This is a genomic window from Rhodococcus sp. 114MFTsu3.1, assembly GCF_000383555.1.
In the GTDB taxonomy this organism is placed as follows: domain Bacteria; phylum Actinomycetota; class Actinomycetes; order Mycobacteriales; family Mycobacteriaceae; genus Rhodococcoides; species Rhodococcoides fascians_E.
The window spans coordinates 270,092-286,998 of the sequence record NZ_KB911549.1 but is presented as its reverse complement, the minus strand read 5'-3'; the positions used below and the strand labels follow the sequence as shown (position 1 = coordinate 286,998).

The following is a 16,907-nucleotide window of genomic DNA, read 5'->3' as shown; positions in this document are numbered from 1 at the left end:
CGCCCGACATGGTGTGCTGTGAACCGAGACCGTCAGTCGTCGCCGCGGGGCGGCGGCTCGACGTCGACGCCACCGGACGAGTGCTCCGGACCTGCGTCCGGATGGCCTGCGGGAACGCGGCTACGCGACCGCGCGGCCTCGCTCTCGGAGGGAGCATCGTCGAACTTGCGGCGCCATGCTTCCTCCGGTCGGTACGGTCCGGGCTTCGGCCGAGCCTTGCCACCCGGTAAGGCGAGACGCGCGATCGTGCGATGCACCATGGTCCACTGCTGGATGAGCGGTCCGGTGTTGTACGGGAGCTGGTACCGCTCGCAGATGTCCTTGATCTTGGGCGACACCTCGGAGTACCTGGTGCTCGGCATGTCCGGGTACAGATGGTGCTCGACCTGGTAACTCAGGTTGCCACTCATCAGGTGGAACAGCGGCCCGCCGTCGATGTTCGCGGCGCCGACCAACTGACGGACGTACCACCCGCCCCGTGTCTCGTTCTCTACTTCCTCCTGGCTGAAGGTGTAGGCCTGATCCGGAAAGTGACCGCAGAAGATGATGCCGTGCGACCACACGTTCCTGATGATGTTGGCGGTGAAGTTCGCGGCCAGGGTCGCCAGGAACGTGCTCTCGACGCCGCTGAACCGGGAGTCGAGGAAACCGGTCGTCCTCTTCGACTTTCCGAAGCGGCTGGAGCCACGCAGTTTCGCTGCTAGCCTCGACTTCTTGCTCTCACGCAGGCGGCCGCCGCTCGCCAGCTGCGCCAGAGCGAACGCGCCCGCACTGATGGTCGGCCAACCCACGTAGTCCTTGACGAACTGCCGGCGTGCCTTTCCTGCAATTCCTTTGAGATCGCGGACCAGTTCCTTCACGGGCTTCTCGCCCCGGCGGATCGCCTCGATGTCCAGATCGTGCAGCGCGACTCCCCATTCGAAGAACGCCATCAGCAGAACGTTGTAGAACGGCTGCGCGAGATAGACGGGGTGCCATTTCTGGTTGGGGTCGATGCGCATGATCTCGTAACCGAGATCCTTGTCCTTGCCACGGATGTTCGTGTACGTGTGATGGACGTAGTTGTGCGAGTGCTTCCACGACTGGGCCGTCGACGCGGTGTCCCAGTCCCACACGGACGAATGGATCTCCGGATCGTTCATCCAGTCCCACTGACCGTGCATGACGTTGTGGCCGATCTCCATGTTCTCGAGAATCTTCGCGATCCCGAGGCACGCGGTACCTGCAACCCAGGCGGGCTTGCTCGTCGAGCCCAGAAGCAGAACTCTGCCGGCAACCAACAACTGCCGTTGAGCTGCGATGACGGACGTGATGTATTTGCGGTCCTTGGCGCCGAGGCTCGCGTACACCTCGTCGTGAATGGCGTCGAACTCCTTGGCGAGCTCGGCTATGGTCTCGTCGCTCAGATGCGCCAGAGGATTGACCGGTTCGGTCCTGCTCGGGTCGGTCCTGGTTGCGTCGTCGATCGTCATCTATGTCCTCCCAGAAGATGTCAAAGCTCGATTTCGATGTCGCCTTCCGCTGTGTTCACGCAGATGCGTACCGCTTGGCCGGTCGGTTCTGAGACGTCCCCGTTTCGAAGGTCCCGTATCCGTCCGGATTTCAGAGTTCCCACGCAGGTGTGGCAGATGCCGATCCTGCACCCGAAGGTGAGGTCGAGACCGGCGTCCTCACCGGCCGCGAGAATGGTCGTTCCACCGTCGCATTCGACCTTCTTCTGGCTGTTGGTGAACGCGACCACGCCGCCTTCACCTTCCTCCGCGTTCCCCCCGATGACCGGTTGGAAACTCTCGTGGTGGAATCTGTCGTAATCGCCCTGGTCTTTCCAGTAGGACTTCAGATCGTCCAGATGCTCACCCGGGCCGGAGCAGAATGCGTCACGTTCTCGCCAGTCGGGCACGAGTTCGTCCAATTCGGTCGCCTTCATGCGGCCTTCGTCGCTGGTGATGCGCAGCTTCACGGCGAGGCCGTTGTGCTTGGCCTCCAGCTCGTCGAGGGTGTCCGCGAACATGAGCTGCTCGCGGGTGTGAACCGAGTGAACCACCACGATGTCTCGAACCTGGTCGTGATGGTCGAGGCTGCGCAGCATACTGATGATCGGCGTGATGCCGCTGCCCGCGCTGATGAAGACCATCTTCTCCGGCAGCGGGTCGGGGAGGGTGAACTCGCCTTCGACCTCACTGAGACGAACGATGTCGCCTGTGCGGATGGTGCCGACAAGGTACGGCGACACAGTCCCCTCGGGCACGAGTTTGGGACTTACGCTGACCAGGCCGTCGACAGGGTCCGGGTCGGACGTCAAGGAATAGGCCCGCCAGTGGTAACGACCGTCGATGAGAACACCGAGCCGGACGTACTGTCCTGGCACGTGACCAGCCCATTCGAAGCCGGGACGAATGAAGACGGACACCGCCTCCGAGCCCTCCGGCGCGACGCGAACTACCTGCCCACGCAGTTCCCGCGTCGTCCACAACGGGTTGATCAACGCAAGATAGTCGTCCGGTCTCAACGGGTTGAACAGCATTCGAACCGCGCGAAGCGCTGTTCTTCGCACAAAAGATACCTGGGGCTTGGCCCCCCGCTCTGCCACACCTGAAACGTAACGCCAACACCGCGTCTGTGTCGTGAAACCGCAAAATGAGCCGAAATCAATTGTATTTCAAATTGTTTGGCTCATTTCGGGGGCATACGAATGCCCGGGCCCCCGCAGCCGATTACGCGAGTAACCGGTCCGGCCGGGGCCCAAACATCGTCGGTCAGCGCCAGCCCAGAGCGGGAGCGACGTCGCGGAGCAGAGCCTCCATGACATGTGCGCAGTAGTCCACGCCCAGCTGGTTGGGGACGGTGATCAACACGGTGTCGGCGGCCGCAATGGCCTCGTCGCCCGCCAGCTCCTCGATCAGCTGCTCGGGCTCGCCTGCGTACGACTTGCCGAAACGTGCGATGCCGCCGTCGATGTATCCGACCTGATCCTGGCCGTCGGCCTGACGTCCGAAGTAAGCCCGGTCGAGATCGCTGACGATGGGAAAGATGCTGCGGCTGACGGAAACTCGTGGTTGATGCGAGTGGCCGGCGTCGGCCCAGGTCTTGCGGAACCGCTCGATCTGCTCGGCCTGCAACCGATGGAACGGAATGCCCGTGTCCTCGGTGAGTAGCGTCGAGCTCATCAGGTTCATACCCTGCCGTGCGGTCCACTCGGCAGTCTCGCGATTGCCCGCACCCCACCAGATGCGCTCGCGTAGTCCCGCGGAATGCGGCTCGAGGCGCAGCAGCCCCGGGGGGTTCGGGAACATCGGCCGCGGATTCGGCTGCGCGAACCCTTTACCTTCCAGCAAGTCGAGGAAGACGCGGGTGTGTTCGCGCGCCATCTCGGCATGATCGGATCCTTCCTTCGGGGAATACCCGAAGTACTTGTACCCCTCGATGACCTGCTCGGGCGATCCACGGCTGATGCCGAGCTGCAGTCTTCCTCCGGAGATCAGGTCCGCAGACCCTGCGTCCTCGGTCATGTAGAAGGGGTTCTCGTACCGCATGTCGATGACGCCGGTGCCGATCTCGATGGTGCTCGTCTTCGCTCCGATGGCTGCGAGCAGCGGAAACGGCGACGAAAGCTGGTTGGCGAAGTGATGGACGCGGTAGTACGCCCCGTCGGCACCCAACTCCTCGGCGGCGACCGCCAAATCGATCGATTGCAGCAGAACGTCGGAGGCCGAGCGTGTCTGCGACTGGGGCGACGGCGTCCAATGGCCGAAGGAAAGGAACCCGATCTTCTTCATTGTCGCTTCAACTGTTCGTCTGTCGCGACTATTCCGCGTCCAGGTCGACGGTGCAGGAGAACACGCGTTCCTGCCCCGGGGGTATCACCAGAGTCGCCGGTCCGGCGCCCAGCTCTCCGTTCGACGTCTCCGGAGCGGGCAGCCCCGCCCACGGTTCCAGACACACGAAACCCGCACGCGACGGCGGAGACCACACCGCGAATTGCTCGAAACCGGCCCACGTCAGCGTCAACGTTCCCGTCGCTTCGGACTTGTATGTGGCCTCGGTCCCCGCGACGCGCTCGAACACCACGGCACCTGCGTCGAACAGTGTGTCGGAGAGGGCCAAGGTTCGCCCCGACAGCGGAGACGGCTGTGGCTCGGGCAGCGGGACACCGTCGACGACGCGGTGGACACGGTCCGACTGAGCCTCCGCGAACACGACGGAGCTGGCTTCACGTGCAGCCGGTTCGGTGGGCCACAGAAACGCCGTGTGCAGCCCGAAGGACGCGGGCATGATCCGCGAACCGGTGTTGACGATGCTGTAGTCGGACCTCAGTTCGCTGCCGCGCACACGGTGACGGACCCGCAGCGCGAAATCGAACGGGTAATGACGGCGAGTGCGATCGTCGGAGGCGAGCTCGAATTCGCACGTGTCGTCGGACGACGCGGTGAGTGTGAATGCCATGTCTCGGGCGAACCCGTGCTGCGGCATCGGATACGCCACCCCGTCGACGGTGACCGAATCACCGGGCGATCGGCCGATGCACGGGAACAGGATCGGGGCGTGCCGACGCCACTGCGGACCCGCGTCCCACAACAATTCTCGCCCGGACGGTGTTCGTACGGACACCAACTCCGCGCCCACCGACGCGACGGTCACGGTCCAGCCGTCTCCGGTCAATGTCGCGCCGCGCGGACCCGAGGAAGACGGCGGCTGCGACTCCGGTGTCGTGGGTACCATCGTCCGAACGTAGCAGCAGGTGAGAGACTGTGCCGATGGATGTGCGTGTGAAGAACAACGTGAGGGTCACCGGGGTTCCCGACGGCCCGACCGTCGTGCTCGCGCACGGATTCGGATGCGACCAGCATCTGTGGCGCGGCGTGACCGCGCTGTTGGCCTCCACCTGCCGCGTCGTGTTGTTCGACCACGTCGGGGCGGGCGGATCGGACCTGGCCGCATGGAACGAGGAGGACTACTCCGGACTCGACGCGTACGCAGCGGACGTCGTCGATCTTCTCGTCGATCTGGATTTCGGTCCCGTCGTGTACGTCGGCCATTCCGTCGCGTCGATGATCGGGGTGCTCGCCGCATCCGAGCGCCCGGAACTCTTCGACAAGCTGGTCTTGGTCACGCCGTCACCGCGCTACATCGACGACGATGACTACCAGGGCGGCTTCACCCGAGGCGACATCGACGAACTACTCGAATCGCTCGATGCGAACTACCTCGGTTGGTCCGCAGCGATCGCACCGATGATCATGGACAACCCCGATCGTCCCGAACTGGCGGCCGAACTCACCGACACGTTCTGTCGGACGGATCCATCCTGTGCCCGGTCGTTCGCCCGCGCGACGTTCCTCTCCGACAACCGCACCGACCTCGGGCGCGTCGTGACCCCCACGCTCGTCATCGAGTGCGAGCACGACGCGTTGGCGCCGCGAGAGGTCGGCCGCTTCGTCCACGACAACATCGTCGGCAGTGAGCTGATCACGTTGAACGCCAGTGGACACTGTCCGCACGTGAGCCATCCCGACCTGACGGCGGCCGCGATACTGTCCTTCGTCGGCCGCACGTGAGCGACGTCGATCCGCTCCTCGTCGAATCCGCGGAGGATCTGTACGAGAACGCACCGTGCGGTTACCTCTCGACGTGGCCGGACGGCCGTATCGCCAAGGTCAACTCCACGCTGACCAGGTGGCTCGGATTCGAGCGCGAGGAACTGCTCGGTCTGCGCTTCACCGAGTTGTTGACGGCGGGAGGTCGGATCCATTACGAAACGCACTTCGTGCCCCTGCTGTTCACCCGCGGAACGGTGGACAGCGTCGCGCTCGACCTCGTAGCCCGTGACGGCGAGCGCCACCCGATGTTCGTGACGGCGAACATCGGTCGCGGACCCGACGGGCTTCCTGCTCTGGTCCGTATCACCGCTCTCGATGCCGGCGAGCGGCGGGCGTACGAGCGGGAGCTGATCGCCGAACGACGGCGTGCCGAGCTCGAGCGCGAGCGCGTCGAGGTGCTCGCACGCACACTGCAACGCTCGCTGCTGCCGCCTGCGCTGTCACCACCCGCAGGCGTCGACTCCGCCGCGTACTACCACTTCGCGTCGCAGGACGACGTCGGAGGCGATTTCTACGATCTGTTCCCGCTGTCCGACGATCGATGGGGGTTCTTCCTCGGAGACGTGTGTGGGAAGGGGTCGGACGCCGCCGTCGTCACGTCGGCGACGCGATACTCGCTGCGCACGGCGGCGGTGTACGCCCAGGACCCGGTCGAGGTGTTGCACAACCTCAATTCGCTTCTGCTCCACGAATTCGGCCACGAGGACTCGCGATTCTGCACCGTGATCTTCGGCGTCATGACCGTGCGCGAAGGCCGGCTCGACGTCGAACTCGCCAGCGGCGGGCACCCACCTGCGCTGCTGATGCGAGCGGACGGCACCGCGAGCTATCTCGACACCACCGGCGGCCAGCTGGTCGGCATCCTCCCCGCGCCGCGGTTCGTGTCGCTGCGCGTGCAGTTACTGCCGGGGGACACACTCGTGCTGTACACGGACGGCCTGACCGAGGCTCGGACCGGAGTGGGACGGAAACGCTACGACGACGAGGGCGCACTGCTGGAGTTCGCCACCGCCCGATCGCCCGCATCACCCCTCGACTTCGTCGACGATCTCCGAGAACTGTTGACGGGCTTCGGCGAAGGGCTGTCCGACGACACCGCGATACTGTCCTTCGGGTTGCCGCCGAAGCCCCTGGCGTAGCGGCCATCAACCGCCGCAGTTGTTCGGCGGCGGAGTGCCTGCCGCACGTCCGTCGAGCCATTGTGCCGGTAGTGCACCGAGATTCAGGATGCCGTGGCCCTGGTTGGCTGCAACCTGCACTTCGATGACATCGCCCATGGCGCATCCCCGGCGGACGGCATCGATCGTCCACTGCGGTGCCACGAGCTGATCCTGGTCACCGTAACCGACGAACATCGGCTGGGGCGCGGGCCCTTTCGGAATGCTGTACTCGGCGAGCCACGTCCGTAACCGGTCCGCTGCCTGCGGGGACACCGGAGCGTAGTCGGCGGGAACAACGGAGTCGGCCAGAGTGGACTGCAGTGCGGAGTTCTCGCCGAGGCAGGTGAGAAACGCGTCGCTTCTGCGTTCGAGCACTCCGTGCAGGTAGTCGCTCGTTTCGAGTTCGGGATGTTTGGCTGCGATACCGCTCAGGATGGACGGCAGAGCCGCGATCTGGGCGGTGGTCAAGGTGCCGTTCTGCATCTCGTCCACCAACCCGGTCAGGTCGGTGGCGGGGGACATGCTCACCGTGCCGAGCAGTTGGAGGCCCTGGCCGTAGTCGTCGGACAGTTCGTTGGCCGACCACACGGCCTGCCCTCCCTGGGACACCCCGTACCCCACCCAGTCTGTGGAACTCTCCGGCAGCACCTCCCGCGCCGCGCGCACCGCGTCGATGATGTTGTAACCGGCCGTCGTCGGCTCCAGGTACGGGTGCACTTCCGAGGTGCCGAGGCCTTGGTAGTCGGTCATCGTGACGGCATACCCGTTGGACAGGAACGGAATGATCGTCGTGAGGCTGCCCAGCAGGCCGATACGGGTCGACGGGGCGCATCGACTGTTCACCCCGGTCGTTGCATGTCCGATGGATGCTATCGGCCACCCGCCCTCGGGCGGAGTTCCTTTGGGCGCGAACACTACTCCCGTGACCTCGGTGGGGGAGCCGTCTATACCGGACGTCGAGGCATAACGCACCGATACCGACGTGCCGGTCAGGTCCGCCAGCGCGGGATACCCCAGGAACTCGACCGGCTCGGCCAACAACCGACCCGGTGACCCGTCCGTCGCCGTGGCGTCGTCGTTCGGTCCGTCACCGGACGAGCTCGAACACCCCGCCAGTGCAAGGACGCCGACGAGTGCAGCGGCGATTGCTCGTGCACGGAGCGCTCCACGGATCATCGGTCATCACTTCGGTTCGGCCTGCAGGGTCCCGACGGGGTCGTCGCACATCCGACGCAGAGCGGATTCGATCACCGCGGGGTCGATCATCTTGTCGCAGAACGACGCAGTGAACGTACGCCCGTTGTCGATCTCCGACACCAGCAGAGTGGCACCGTCGGGCCCGTCCGGTTCGAGGAACGCGGCCAGGCGCGGCGGCCGCTCGTCGCGAATCCACAGTCCGTCGTCGAACATGGTCAGTTTGCCGAGATCGCTGACTGCGAGGCGGATGCGGTCGTTGACCTCGATCGAGGGTTCGGTCGACGCGTGCGCGGCCGGAGCCGAGCGCTTCAGAGCGGCTTTGATCTGAGACATCCCCAGAATCGCTATGGGCCAACCTGAATCGATCACTTGCCGCATCAGGGCCGCGATGTCCGTGGCGCTCGGCGACGGAGGAATCCGAACGGGAATACCGACGGCGAAGTTGCCGTGGCCGTCCTGAAGTTTCGGCGGCAGGTAGCGACGGCTGTTGAAGAGGATCATCACCGACTCGTCGACGGTCACGCCTTCTGCCTCCAGTGCGGCAATCCACAACGCGATGGTGACCGACGCGGTCGTCGCCTTGCCCGGTTGGGTGGACGCCCACTTCTTCAGTTGGGCAACACGATCCGGGGCCATGAAGTCCGCTCGCGACGTCTTGCCGGACTCCCAGTCCTCGATGCGCTTGGTGGCACCCGCTACCAGGCGAGGCGGCTTCTTGTTCTGTTTGCGCAGGCGCCAGAAATCTCGGAGTGCTGCAGGACGTGACAAGTAATGGTGGCGAATCGCCGTCCACGTGGTGTTGCTCGGCAAGCCTTTGGCGAGAGCCGGGGCGCGGCCGAAATCGATGTTTCCGCCCAGAGTGGCGAGCAACAGCACACCCATCTGACCGTCACCGACGCCGTGCGAGTAGTCCACCGCGATGTAGTCGCCTGCGATGACCACCTCCAGTGGCTCCCGAACGCCCGGGCGACGCCGGATCACGCCCATTAGGTGGCCCAGGTCGTGACTGTCCTCGGCGGGTAGGTGCGCGATCGGGGTCCGCTCGCCCAGGTTTCGACGGTAGCGCCACTGGACGGTGTGAGTGTCCGGTTCCACTGCGAGCCGAGGAGTCGCCGTGCTCTGCTCTGCCACGGTCAGGGCCTTGCGGATGGCGTCCTCGTCCAACGTCACGCACGGGCCGATGACGGCAATGGTGCGGGCTTCGGCGAACACTCGATCCATCGCGGTGGATCGATACGTTGTCGTGCGGTCAGACGATGTCATCGAGAACCTCCTGCATCTTGGCTCGGAAGTTGGCCCGGGAGAACCCTTCCGCCCAGGCGCGGATCTCGTGCCGGTCGAACGCCGACGGATCGAACGACGACATCGCCGCGGCGAACCCGTCGACCACCTCCTCGTCGGAACCGGATGCGACGAGTCGACCGGACACTCCGGGGACGACCGTGTCGAGCGCTCCGCCCTCACCGAGAGCGATCACCGGAGTGCCCGTCGCCATCGTCTCCACCGGCACGATCCCGAAATCTTCCACACCGGGCATCAGCAGGCCGCGAGCGCGGCGATGAAGCCCGAGCAGGTCTTCGTGCGACACACGACCGAGGAACGTGGTGTTGGGCCCGGCGAGCTCTCGGCATGCGTTCATCGCGCGACCGTCGCCCGCAACCACGAGTTTGATGTTGGCCGCCGCGGCGGCCTTCACCGCGATGTCCGGCCGTTTGTAGGGCACGAGACGGCCCGCCAGCAGAAAGAAATCCTCGCGCTCGACCGACGCGTCGGGTGTGAATCCCTCGGTGTCGACGGGGGGATGAACGACCACGGCGTCGTCGCGTCCCCACCAGTTGGAGATCCGATCGGCGACCGCGGACGAGTTGGCCACCACGGTGCGGAGCTTCGGGGCGGCAGCGATCTCGCACTTGCGCGCGACAGCGGACAACGCGGTGAGAATCGCGGCACCTGCCTTGCCGCCGCCCTCGCCCGCGCGCAGCGCTGGATCCCACGCCCATCGCGCCGGACTGTGCACGTACGCAACGACGGGTGCGTCGGTGGCGAACACAGCCTGCGTCGCGAACGCGTGGTGGCTGACGATGGCGGCGTCGATGTCGCCGAGTTCCAAGTGCCGAAACGCCGTGGGCATCAGCGGGAGCAGCGGGGCGTAGGAGCGCTCGCCGAGTGCCTTGTATCCCCTGTCGAGGAACGTCGTCTTCGGTGGGCGAGGCAGGTCCTTCGGAATGCCCTGTGCCCGTGCGACCGCGGCATACACCTGGGACTCGGGCCACTGCAGCGCGAGCTGTTCGATGACGTGTTCCGAACCTGCGATCTCGGTCAGTCGCTCGTGGACGATTGCAACCCGGTCAGTTGTCATTGCTCGGGGCCTCCGCATTCTGTGGCTCGGCAGACTTCTTGCGTCGTTTGCTACTGGCTTGTTGCAGCACGAGATACGTGGGTACGGCGAACTCGTGCAGGCGGCGAAGTGCGTGCTCGGCGGCCTTCCTGTCCTTGCCGCCCTTCGAGAGAATCACCACGGCACTCTCGACGTCCGCGACATCGACGACCGTCCACCACTCGCTCGCCAGACCTCCCTCGATGAACGCACGCCCGTCCTGGGGCGGTACCGCCTCGGCGACCGCGTATCCGGCGATCGGGGTGGTGCTGCCTGCGTTGGACTCGGCGTCCTGGCCGATGAGGATGACGGCCTCGTAGCCGTCGCGTCCGGGAGCGGAATGCCGCGCCGAACCCGACGTGCGGGGCCCCCCGCGCTCGCGTGCTGCAATTCTGCCGACCACCGACGGAGGTAGCGCATCTCCGCCCTGAGGATCGAAACTGGCACGGTACTTCTTGGCGACCCGGCTTGCCCACGCCCGCGTCGGCCGCGATCCGATTCTGCTGCGCAGCAGCACGATCAGCTCTGCAGCGATGACCAATGCCGCGAGCGCGGCAACCGACGCCTCCGAGAACGGCTTGGGGGAGACCGGGGTATCGCTTTGTTCGGGAGTCGACAGAACGACGAGCTGATCACCACCGCCGCTCTGTACCTGTGCCAGCTGGCCTCGAAGATCACTCAGAGTGGCGTTCGATGCAGTCTTGGCGTCCCCGTCCGGAAGCGCGTTGTTCCGCGCTTCTTCCGCAGCCACCGCTGCTTGGAGCTGTTCGAGCTGGCTCTGGGTGTCGCGTGCACTGTTCGCGTTGGCGGCCTGCGCAACCGTCGAGACCGTCGACTGGGTCAACTGGAGGGCAAGTTCCGGTGACGGCGCCGTGACGGTGAAGACCAGCAGAGCAGGCGAGGTGCCGGGCTCGAGTGCCAGGTTGGACGCGAGCGTGCCCGCGGTCCAGTCCGTGTCCACCTCCGAAACCACTTGTTCGAGCACGTCGTTGTCCGACGCGAGACCGATGAAGGGTGCTCGCATCTGCTCGATGAACGCATCACCGGGCACCAGAGCTTGCGCAGGTTTGATTTCGGTGACGATCGATGCCGAGTACTGCTTCTCGCTCAACTCGGTTCGGGCGAAGAACACCGCAGCGCCCACCAGCAAGCCGATGACGAGCGCGGGAAGGAAAGCACGACCGAGTTCTCTCATGTGCCCGGCGAGGTCGATCGGCGGCGGCACGTCGCTACGGTGCACTGGATCGTTCACGGATGCCAACCGAAGCTCCTTTGATCGCCTACATGGGCAGAGATTCCTTCACTCGAATGTGAAGACCGGACAGGTGCGATGATACCCAAACCGCCTCTCGGTGCTTCGGTACGCCCGAAGTGGCGCGTGAACGGAAGCTTTTCGAAAATCACTGCTGTGAAACGGGATTGCAGTTCTTTCGGGCGGCCGGAAGCAGTCGGAGGCGCGGTTTCGACCGGCGAGAACCGGACGGATTCTGGTTCGAGAGTCCGTGGCGGAACGAAGCCCGAGACCGGCGTCATGCGATCAGAGCCTCGAGCAACGCGGGCATCGTGATGGAGATGTTGTGTTCGGCGCCGACTTTCGCGCGGGCGCGAGCCCCGAGCGTGGCCCGGCGCGTCCCGTCCGACAACACGTCCTGAACCGCCCGCGACAACGCCGTCGGGTCACCGGGGGGGACCAGAACACCTGCACCGTCGCGCAGGAACTCGGTCGGCCCACCGTGATCGGTTGCGATCACGGGCAGTCCATGCGACATCGCTTCCAGCACGGCCAGCGGACCGGCCTCGGGGAGAACGCTCGTCGACACCACCACATCCCATCGCCGAAGCGCATCGTCGAGCTTCACATGGCCGAGAAACCTGACCCGGCCGGACAGATCCGGTTCGCTTGCGCGCTCGCGCAGTTCGGCGACGTAGGTCTCGTCGCTGGGAAAACTGCCTCCGGCGAGTTCGACCTCCACCCCAGGGGTCAGCGCCAGCGCGTCGAGGAGTACCCGGTGTCCCTTCCACGGAGTCAGCAGCGCAAGCATGCCGACGACAGGAGGTGTGCCGACACTCTCGCGGCCGAAATCCTCGACGGGCCAGGGCACGCCGTACGGCACGAGTTCGACGTCGAGACCGGCAGCGCGGACGGGAGCGGCGGCCGCCTCGGTGCACGCCACTGCTCTGCGTACGACACCGCGCCCGAGCCTCGTCACCGCGCGTTGCCGCCCGCTCGCCATCACGTCGTGGACAAGCCACGACGCACCGCGAGGTGGCCGTGCGATGCGGGTAGCCGGCAGTGCGAAAAGGGAATTCACGACGGTCGCCGTCCCCGCTCCTCGCACCAGGGGGCGCAGGGTTCGTCCCGCCGACCACCAGCGGGCCAGCATCTGGCCGGCCGCCATCACCCGTGCGACGCCCCGCTGCCCACCGAGCCCCAGTTCCGGGATGGTCACGTGCCGAACGCCGTCGGGAAGTGCTGTCGCCAGCGCGCCTCCGGGACTGGCCACCACGACGGTGTGTCCCGTTTCCGACGCGCGATCGACGAGCGCGAGCAGCATCTTCTCCGCTCCGGACACCTGTCCGGTGTGGGCGACGAACACAACGGTGGACGTGTCGGTCATCGTTTCTCCGCTCGGTGTCGGCCGCCGGCCCGCGGTGTGGCCGCGCCGGGGGGAGTGTCCTTGCCCAAGGGTGATTCGACGAGTCCGAGTTTCGCGGCACCGAACACGATGACGACCAGCAGGAGCGCGAACGCGATGGACACCACGAGCCACAGGGATGGAAATGCCGAGACGGCAAGCGAACCGGCGAAGGACAACGCAGCCGCAAGGACCACGATCAGTGCGATGGGCCCCAGCGGGAGCAACGTCGACACCGGAACCGTTCGGGCAATGACGATCCACAGCAGCACGACGGTCGTTCCCAGCGTCGCGACGGTGGAGATGGCGGCTCCGTCGTAGGACATGCGCGGTATGAGAACGAGATTGAGCCCCACGTTGAGTGCGAGACCGAACAGCGCCACGACCGGGTAGTGGCGCTGCATGCCTGCCGACGCGAGGAGGAAGATTCCGAGGAGGATCAGTGACATCAGGGCAGCGCCGAGGACGAGAAGTCGAGCAGCGTCCGCGCCCGCCACGAAGCGCTCGCCGTAGAGAAGCTCGATCAGGTGGTCGGCCGACGGCCAGAACGCGACAACCGCCGCAGCTCCGAACAGCGCGAACAGAGTTGCTGCCGAACGTGTTCGCTTGCGGAACGTCGCGAGGTCGTCGGGCCACGCGGCGATGAGAAGGGTGCTGATGGGGGCGACCGCGGCCAGAATGATGGTGTCCATCATGTCCGAGAACTTGTAGCCGATCGAATACAGTCCGACCGCGTCGAACGTATCGAGCAGGCTGAGCATCAGAACGTCGATCTTCAGCATCGCGATGGTCAGTGCGAAACCGATTGCCAGCGGTATCGCTTCGCGCAGGTACGGGCCCCACCGGTGCACATCGATGTGCCGGGACGGCCTCAGCCCGAGCGATCGTCGCCTGATACCGATCGACTTCGACACCAGTTTGAAGATCTCGTTGATCACGGCAGGCAGCACGAACACGAGCAGCGTCGGCGCGAAGACCGCGGCGAGGATGGTCAATGCCAGCTGAAGAGCTTGGCCCAGACTCTCGGCGATGGCGACCATCAGCAGTCGGTGGCGACTCTGGAACAGAACCGACAGTGCATGACTCGGCGTGGCGAAGACGACGACCAGACCGCCCACCGCTGTCGCCAGAACGACCTCGGTGGGGTACCGGAGCACGAGTACGTACCCCACTGCGAGCACGTACCCGACCAGGCCGAGAACAGTGCGCAAGGCCAGGAACGACGACGCGGTCCTCGAAATCTCTTCCAGGCTGCCGTCCATCAAGCGTGCCAATACCACTCGGCCGACCCCGAGATCGGTGACGACGGACATCAGCCCCAGCAGGGCGAACACGAAACTGAACTGGCCCCAACCCTCGGGGCTGAGCGAACGGGCCACGATCACACTGCCGACCCAGCCCAGTCCCGCAATGACGACGCGGCTCATCAGGACCGCAGCGGTGGCTCGGGCAGCCGCTTTAGGGTCCGCAGCTATCGCACGGTAATCGGGCGGTTGTTCGGTACCCTCCAGCGAGGGGTCCTCGGTCACGAGACGATCCCCGCTTTTCGGTAGGCCTCGACCGTGCGCTGGGCCGTGCGCCGCCAGGTCAGGCCCGCGGAGACTGCCGCGGCGTTCGACACGAGGGCGGCGCGAGCATCGGCGTCGAACACGATGGGACGCATGGCGTCCGCCCAGTTGTCCACCCGCTCCGAGCCGAGAAGCACAGCACCGTCGCCGACGACGTCGGGCAGGGCGCCGACGGCACTGGCGACGACCGCCCCGCCGCAGGCCATCGCCTCGACGGGTGGAAGTCCGTACCCCTCGTAGCGTGAGGCGTAGGCGGTGACCGTGGCGGTGGCGTACAGAGCGGGCAGGTCCTCGACGTCGATGTATCCGAGACCGATCGACGACGTCGGAGCATTCGGCCCCTTCGATCCAGCGCCTGCCAGCACCGACGGGATGCCGAGTCGTTCGGCCGCGTCGGCGACGAGCTGCACGTTCTTGCGCGGTTCGACGGTGCCGACCTGGAGAACGAATCTCTCGGGAAGGGAGTACTTCTCGCGGACGGCGTCGAGGGCGGATTCCGCCGGCGGCGTCGCCCATGCTGCGGGCGCCAGTTCCGCGACGGCGGCTTCTCGGCCGCTGACCGCCTTGATGCGATCTGCGGTGAACTGCGACACCGCGATCAACAGATCGGCTTTCCGCAGCGCACGCCGGACGAGTTTCTGTTCACCGAACGCCCGGAACTTGCTGGACGCCGACGGCATGTCGATCACGGACAGGTCGTGGACGGTCGCCACGGTGGCTGCCTTGGTCACGAGAGGAAGGTCGACATCGAGGCCGTGGACGATATCGCAGTCACCGACGGGCAGTGCCCCCAGAACGGCACGCACCGCGCCGTCGGCCACACGGCGGGGGAGTGGGTGCACGTCACCCGGGAGTTCGGCCACGGCATCGCGTTGGACGACTGCCGCGAGATCTGCTGTGGGGAGCAGCGCCGGAATCTCGTTCAGTAGCTCGCGGATGTAGGTCTGGACCCCGCTGCCGCCCGGCCGAAGGGCGAGCGCCCCGTAGACGATCCGGGGGTTGCTGCTGATTCGTGTTGCGCTGCTGCGCATCCCACCACTCCTAACAGAAGCCAGAAATAAACGTCGATCGGAAAAATTTCGAAATAGGTCGAGATGAGGCTCGCGAACATCGCCGCGACGATCGACGAACCGACACCGAGTGCAAGGGCGTCGTCGCCCTCGGGCAGAGATCTGGACAGGCGTGTGCACCACAGCAGAGCCGTGACGAGAAGCGCAACGACCGCCCACAATCCGACAGGGCCGAGTTCGAGCGCAGATTTCACGTAGTAGTTGTCCGGCTGGTAGTTGGTGGACAGGCCGCTGAACGTCACGCCCGAGGCGGTCGAAATACGGTCGGCTGCTGCACCGCTCGCACCGAGACCTTGACCGAACGGGTGGATCAGGATGCTCGCGATGATGTCGTTCCATCCGTCACCGCGTTCGTTCAGACTGCTCGACGAGAAGAAGACGGACGAGATCTTGGGCACGAACGGAACGATCACTGCGACAGCTACACCGGATACGACCAGCGGCACGGCCAGGAAGCGAAAACGAATGGCAATGAGGTAGATCAAACCGACCAGCAAGCCGAGGATTGCGCCTCGGACGATCGAACTTGCCATAGCGACGACCATGATCGGTGTCATCCACAGGAACGCGGCGTTGCGACGGCGGGCCGGATCGGCCAGGGCGACGGCGCCGCCGACGAGCAGCGCCAGCATCACGTACAGGCCGAACGGGAACGGGAGGTTGAACGTGCTGAACGTTCGAAGCAGACCGCCGGAGGTTCTGACCTGTGTGCCGTACTCGTATCCGAGCGACACCAGAAAAGCCGGGCCGAGCACCAGTTGTGCGATGCCGACCAACGAGGTGAACACGCCCATCCCCATGAGCACGCTGACCAGATTGTCGCGGTCACGGGCGTCGAACGGGGAAAGCCAGAGGATCCCCACCAGCAGCATGTAGAAGAACGTCACCTTGATGGCCACGAATCCGATGAGCCCGAACGACACGAGCGCCGAGACGACTCCGAAGACGACGAACAAGGCGGCCGCGGGCCACCAGGGCATGGTCAGTGGCGGATGTGGGCGTGGTGTCGGTGTCCGTGGTCGCGGCCTGACCCGCCGCAACCACGCACAGCCGAGGGTGAACAGCACAAGGCCTTCCTTCCATCCGGACACGACGCCGGGGAGGGGAAGGATGGCCAGCAGGCCGTTGAGCGGCACGAATGCCGCGAGAAGCAGCAGGCCTCGCTGGGGGCGGTGCAGGATCGCACGGGCAACGAACAGACCCGCCCCCACCACCGCAACGGCGGCGAAGGCGATCGCGACGTACGCGATCACGGACGACCCGGGGCTCGTGAGTGTGGTTGGCCTGGAGCGATGTTCACAC

The 16,907-nt window shown here is 65.4% G+C and carries 14 protein-coding genes; 2 read left to right on the top strand and 12 right to left on the bottom strand.

The window, feature by feature from the left end:
* Positions 1-32: 32 nt before the first annotated feature.
* The 4 genes from H292_RS0113370 to H292_RS0113355 form a co-directional block, all read right to left on the bottom strand.
* The gene (locus H292_RS0113370) at positions 33-1,472 is read right to left on the bottom strand and encodes a fatty acid desaturase family protein (protein WP_019664837.1); all 1,440 of its coding nucleotides are present in this window, start codon (positions 1,470-1,472) and stop codon (positions 33-35) included.
* Between the two features lie 20 nt (positions 1,473-1,492).
* On the bottom strand, positions 1,493-2,590 hold the full coding sequence (locus tag H292_RS0113365; RefSeq protein ID WP_170947461.1) for a ferredoxin reductase: 1,098 nt from the start codon (positions 2,588-2,590) through the stop codon (positions 1,493-1,495).
* Positions 2,591-2,756: 166 nt separating this feature from the next.
* Positions 2,757-3,776 carry an LLM class flavin-dependent oxidoreductase gene (locus H292_RS0113360; RefSeq protein ID WP_019664835.1) on the bottom strand — a complete coding sequence of 340 codons (1,020 nt, stop codon included), beginning with the start codon at positions 3,774-3,776 and terminating at the stop codon, positions 2,757-2,759.
* Between the two features lie 28 nt (positions 3,777-3,804).
* Positions 3,805-4,719 (bottom strand): aldose 1-epimerase family protein, encoded by a 915-nt coding sequence (locus tag H292_RS0113355; RefSeq protein WP_020111735.1) that lies wholly within the window; start codon positions 4,717-4,719, stop codon positions 3,805-3,807.
* Positions 4,720-4,754: 35 nt separating this feature from the next.
* Here H292_RS0113355 and H292_RS0113350 point away from each other — a divergent pair, with 35 nt between their 5' ends.
* Both H292_RS0113350 and H292_RS0113345 read left to right on the top strand, forming a co-directional pair.
* Complete coding sequence (locus tag H292_RS0113350; protein ID WP_019664833.1) at positions 4,755-5,555, top strand: alpha/beta fold hydrolase; 801 nt, start codon at positions 4,755-4,757, stop codon at positions 5,553-5,555.
* Entirely contained in the window at positions 5,552-6,736 is a 1,185-nt protein-coding gene (locus tag H292_RS0113345) for a PP2C family protein-serine/threonine phosphatase (RefSeq protein WP_020111734.1), read from the top strand. Before H292_RS0113350 ends, H292_RS0113345 begins: the two co-directional genes overlap by 4 nt.
* A 6-nt stretch (positions 6,737-6,742) precedes the next feature.
* On the opposite strand, the gene H292_RS0113340 is transcribed toward H292_RS0113345, so the two are convergent.
* The 8 genes from H292_RS0113340 to H292_RS0113305 form a co-directional block, all read right to left on the bottom strand.
* Positions 6,743-7,933, bottom strand: a complete 1,191-nt coding sequence (locus H292_RS0113340) for a lipase family protein (protein WP_020111733.1) — start codon at positions 7,931-7,933, stop codon at positions 6,743-6,745.
* Between the two features lie 6 nt (positions 7,934-7,939).
* Positions 7,940-9,217, bottom strand: a complete 1,278-nt coding sequence (locus H292_RS0113335; RefSeq protein ID WP_231383833.1) for a hypothetical protein — start codon at positions 9,215-9,217, stop codon at positions 7,940-7,942.
* On the bottom strand, positions 9,204-10,313 hold the full coding sequence (locus tag H292_RS0113330) for a glycosyltransferase (protein WP_020111731.1): 1,110 nt from the start codon (positions 10,311-10,313) through the stop codon (positions 9,204-9,206). The genes H292_RS0113335 and H292_RS0113330 overlap by 14 nt, the downstream gene beginning before the upstream one ends.
* Positions 10,303-11,583, bottom strand: coding sequence for a hypothetical protein (locus H292_RS0113325; protein WP_230621121.1), 1,281 nt, complete (start codon positions 11,581-11,583; stop codon positions 10,303-10,305). Before H292_RS0113325 ends, H292_RS0113330 begins: the two co-directional genes overlap by 11 nt.
* A 277-nt stretch (positions 11,584-11,860) precedes the next feature.
* Entirely contained in the window at positions 11,861-12,949 is a 1,089-nt protein-coding gene (locus H292_RS0113320; protein WP_020111729.1) for a glycosyltransferase family 4 protein, read from the bottom strand.
* A complete protein-coding gene (locus H292_RS0113315) occupies positions 12,946-14,496 on the bottom strand; it encodes a flippase (RefSeq protein WP_020111728.1) in 1,551 nt (516 codons plus the stop codon). The genes H292_RS0113320 and H292_RS0113315 overlap by 4 nt, the downstream gene beginning before the upstream one ends.
* A complete protein-coding gene (locus tag H292_RS0113310) occupies positions 14,493-15,566 on the bottom strand; it encodes a glycosyltransferase family 4 protein (protein ID WP_019664825.1) in 1,074 nt (357 codons plus the stop codon). Before H292_RS0113310 ends, H292_RS0113315 begins: the two co-directional genes overlap by 4 nt.
* Positions 15,458-16,858: an O-antigen ligase family protein gene (locus tag H292_RS0113305; protein WP_020111727.1), complete on the bottom strand. Its 1,401-nt coding sequence runs from the start codon at positions 16,856-16,858 to the stop codon at positions 15,458-15,460. The genes H292_RS0113310 and H292_RS0113305 overlap by 109 nt, the downstream gene beginning before the upstream one ends.
* Positions 16,859-16,907 lie beyond the last annotated feature (49 nt).

Bases quoted from the DNA above. Each gene is read 5' to 3' on its own strand.
- H292_RS0113350 (WP_019664833.1), top strand. From the start codon at position 4,755: ATGGATGTGCGTGTGAAGAACAACGTGAGGGTCACCGGGGTTCCCGAC.
- H292_RS0113335 (WP_231383833.1), bottom strand. From the start codon at position 9,217: ATGACATCGTCTGACCGCACGACAACGTATCGATCCACCGCGATGGAT.
- H292_RS0113360 (WP_019664835.1), bottom strand. From the start codon at position 3,776: ATGAAGAAGATCGGGTTCCTTTCCTTCGGCCATTGGACGCCGTCGCCC.
- H292_RS0113310 (WP_019664825.1), bottom strand. From the start codon at position 15,566: ATGCGCAGCAGCGCAACACGAATCAGCAGCAACCCCCGGATCGTCTAC.
- H292_RS0113370 (WP_019664837.1), bottom strand. From the start codon at position 1,472: ATGACGATCGACGACGCAACCAGGACCGACCCGAGCAGGACCGAACCG.
- H292_RS0113355 (WP_020111735.1), bottom strand. From the start codon at position 4,719: ATGGTACCCACGACACCGGAGTCGCAGCCGCCGTCTTCCTCGGGTCCG.
- H292_RS0113340 (WP_020111733.1), bottom strand. From the start codon at position 7,933: ATGATCCGTGGAGCGCTCCGTGCACGAGCAATCGCCGCTGCACTCGTC.
- H292_RS0113320 (WP_020111729.1), bottom strand. From the start codon at position 12,949: ATGACCGACACGTCCACCGTTGTGTTCGTCGCCCACACCGGACAGGTG.
- H292_RS0113330 (WP_020111731.1), bottom strand. From the start codon at position 10,313: ATGACAACTGACCGGGTTGCAATCGTCCACGAGCGACTGACCGAGATC.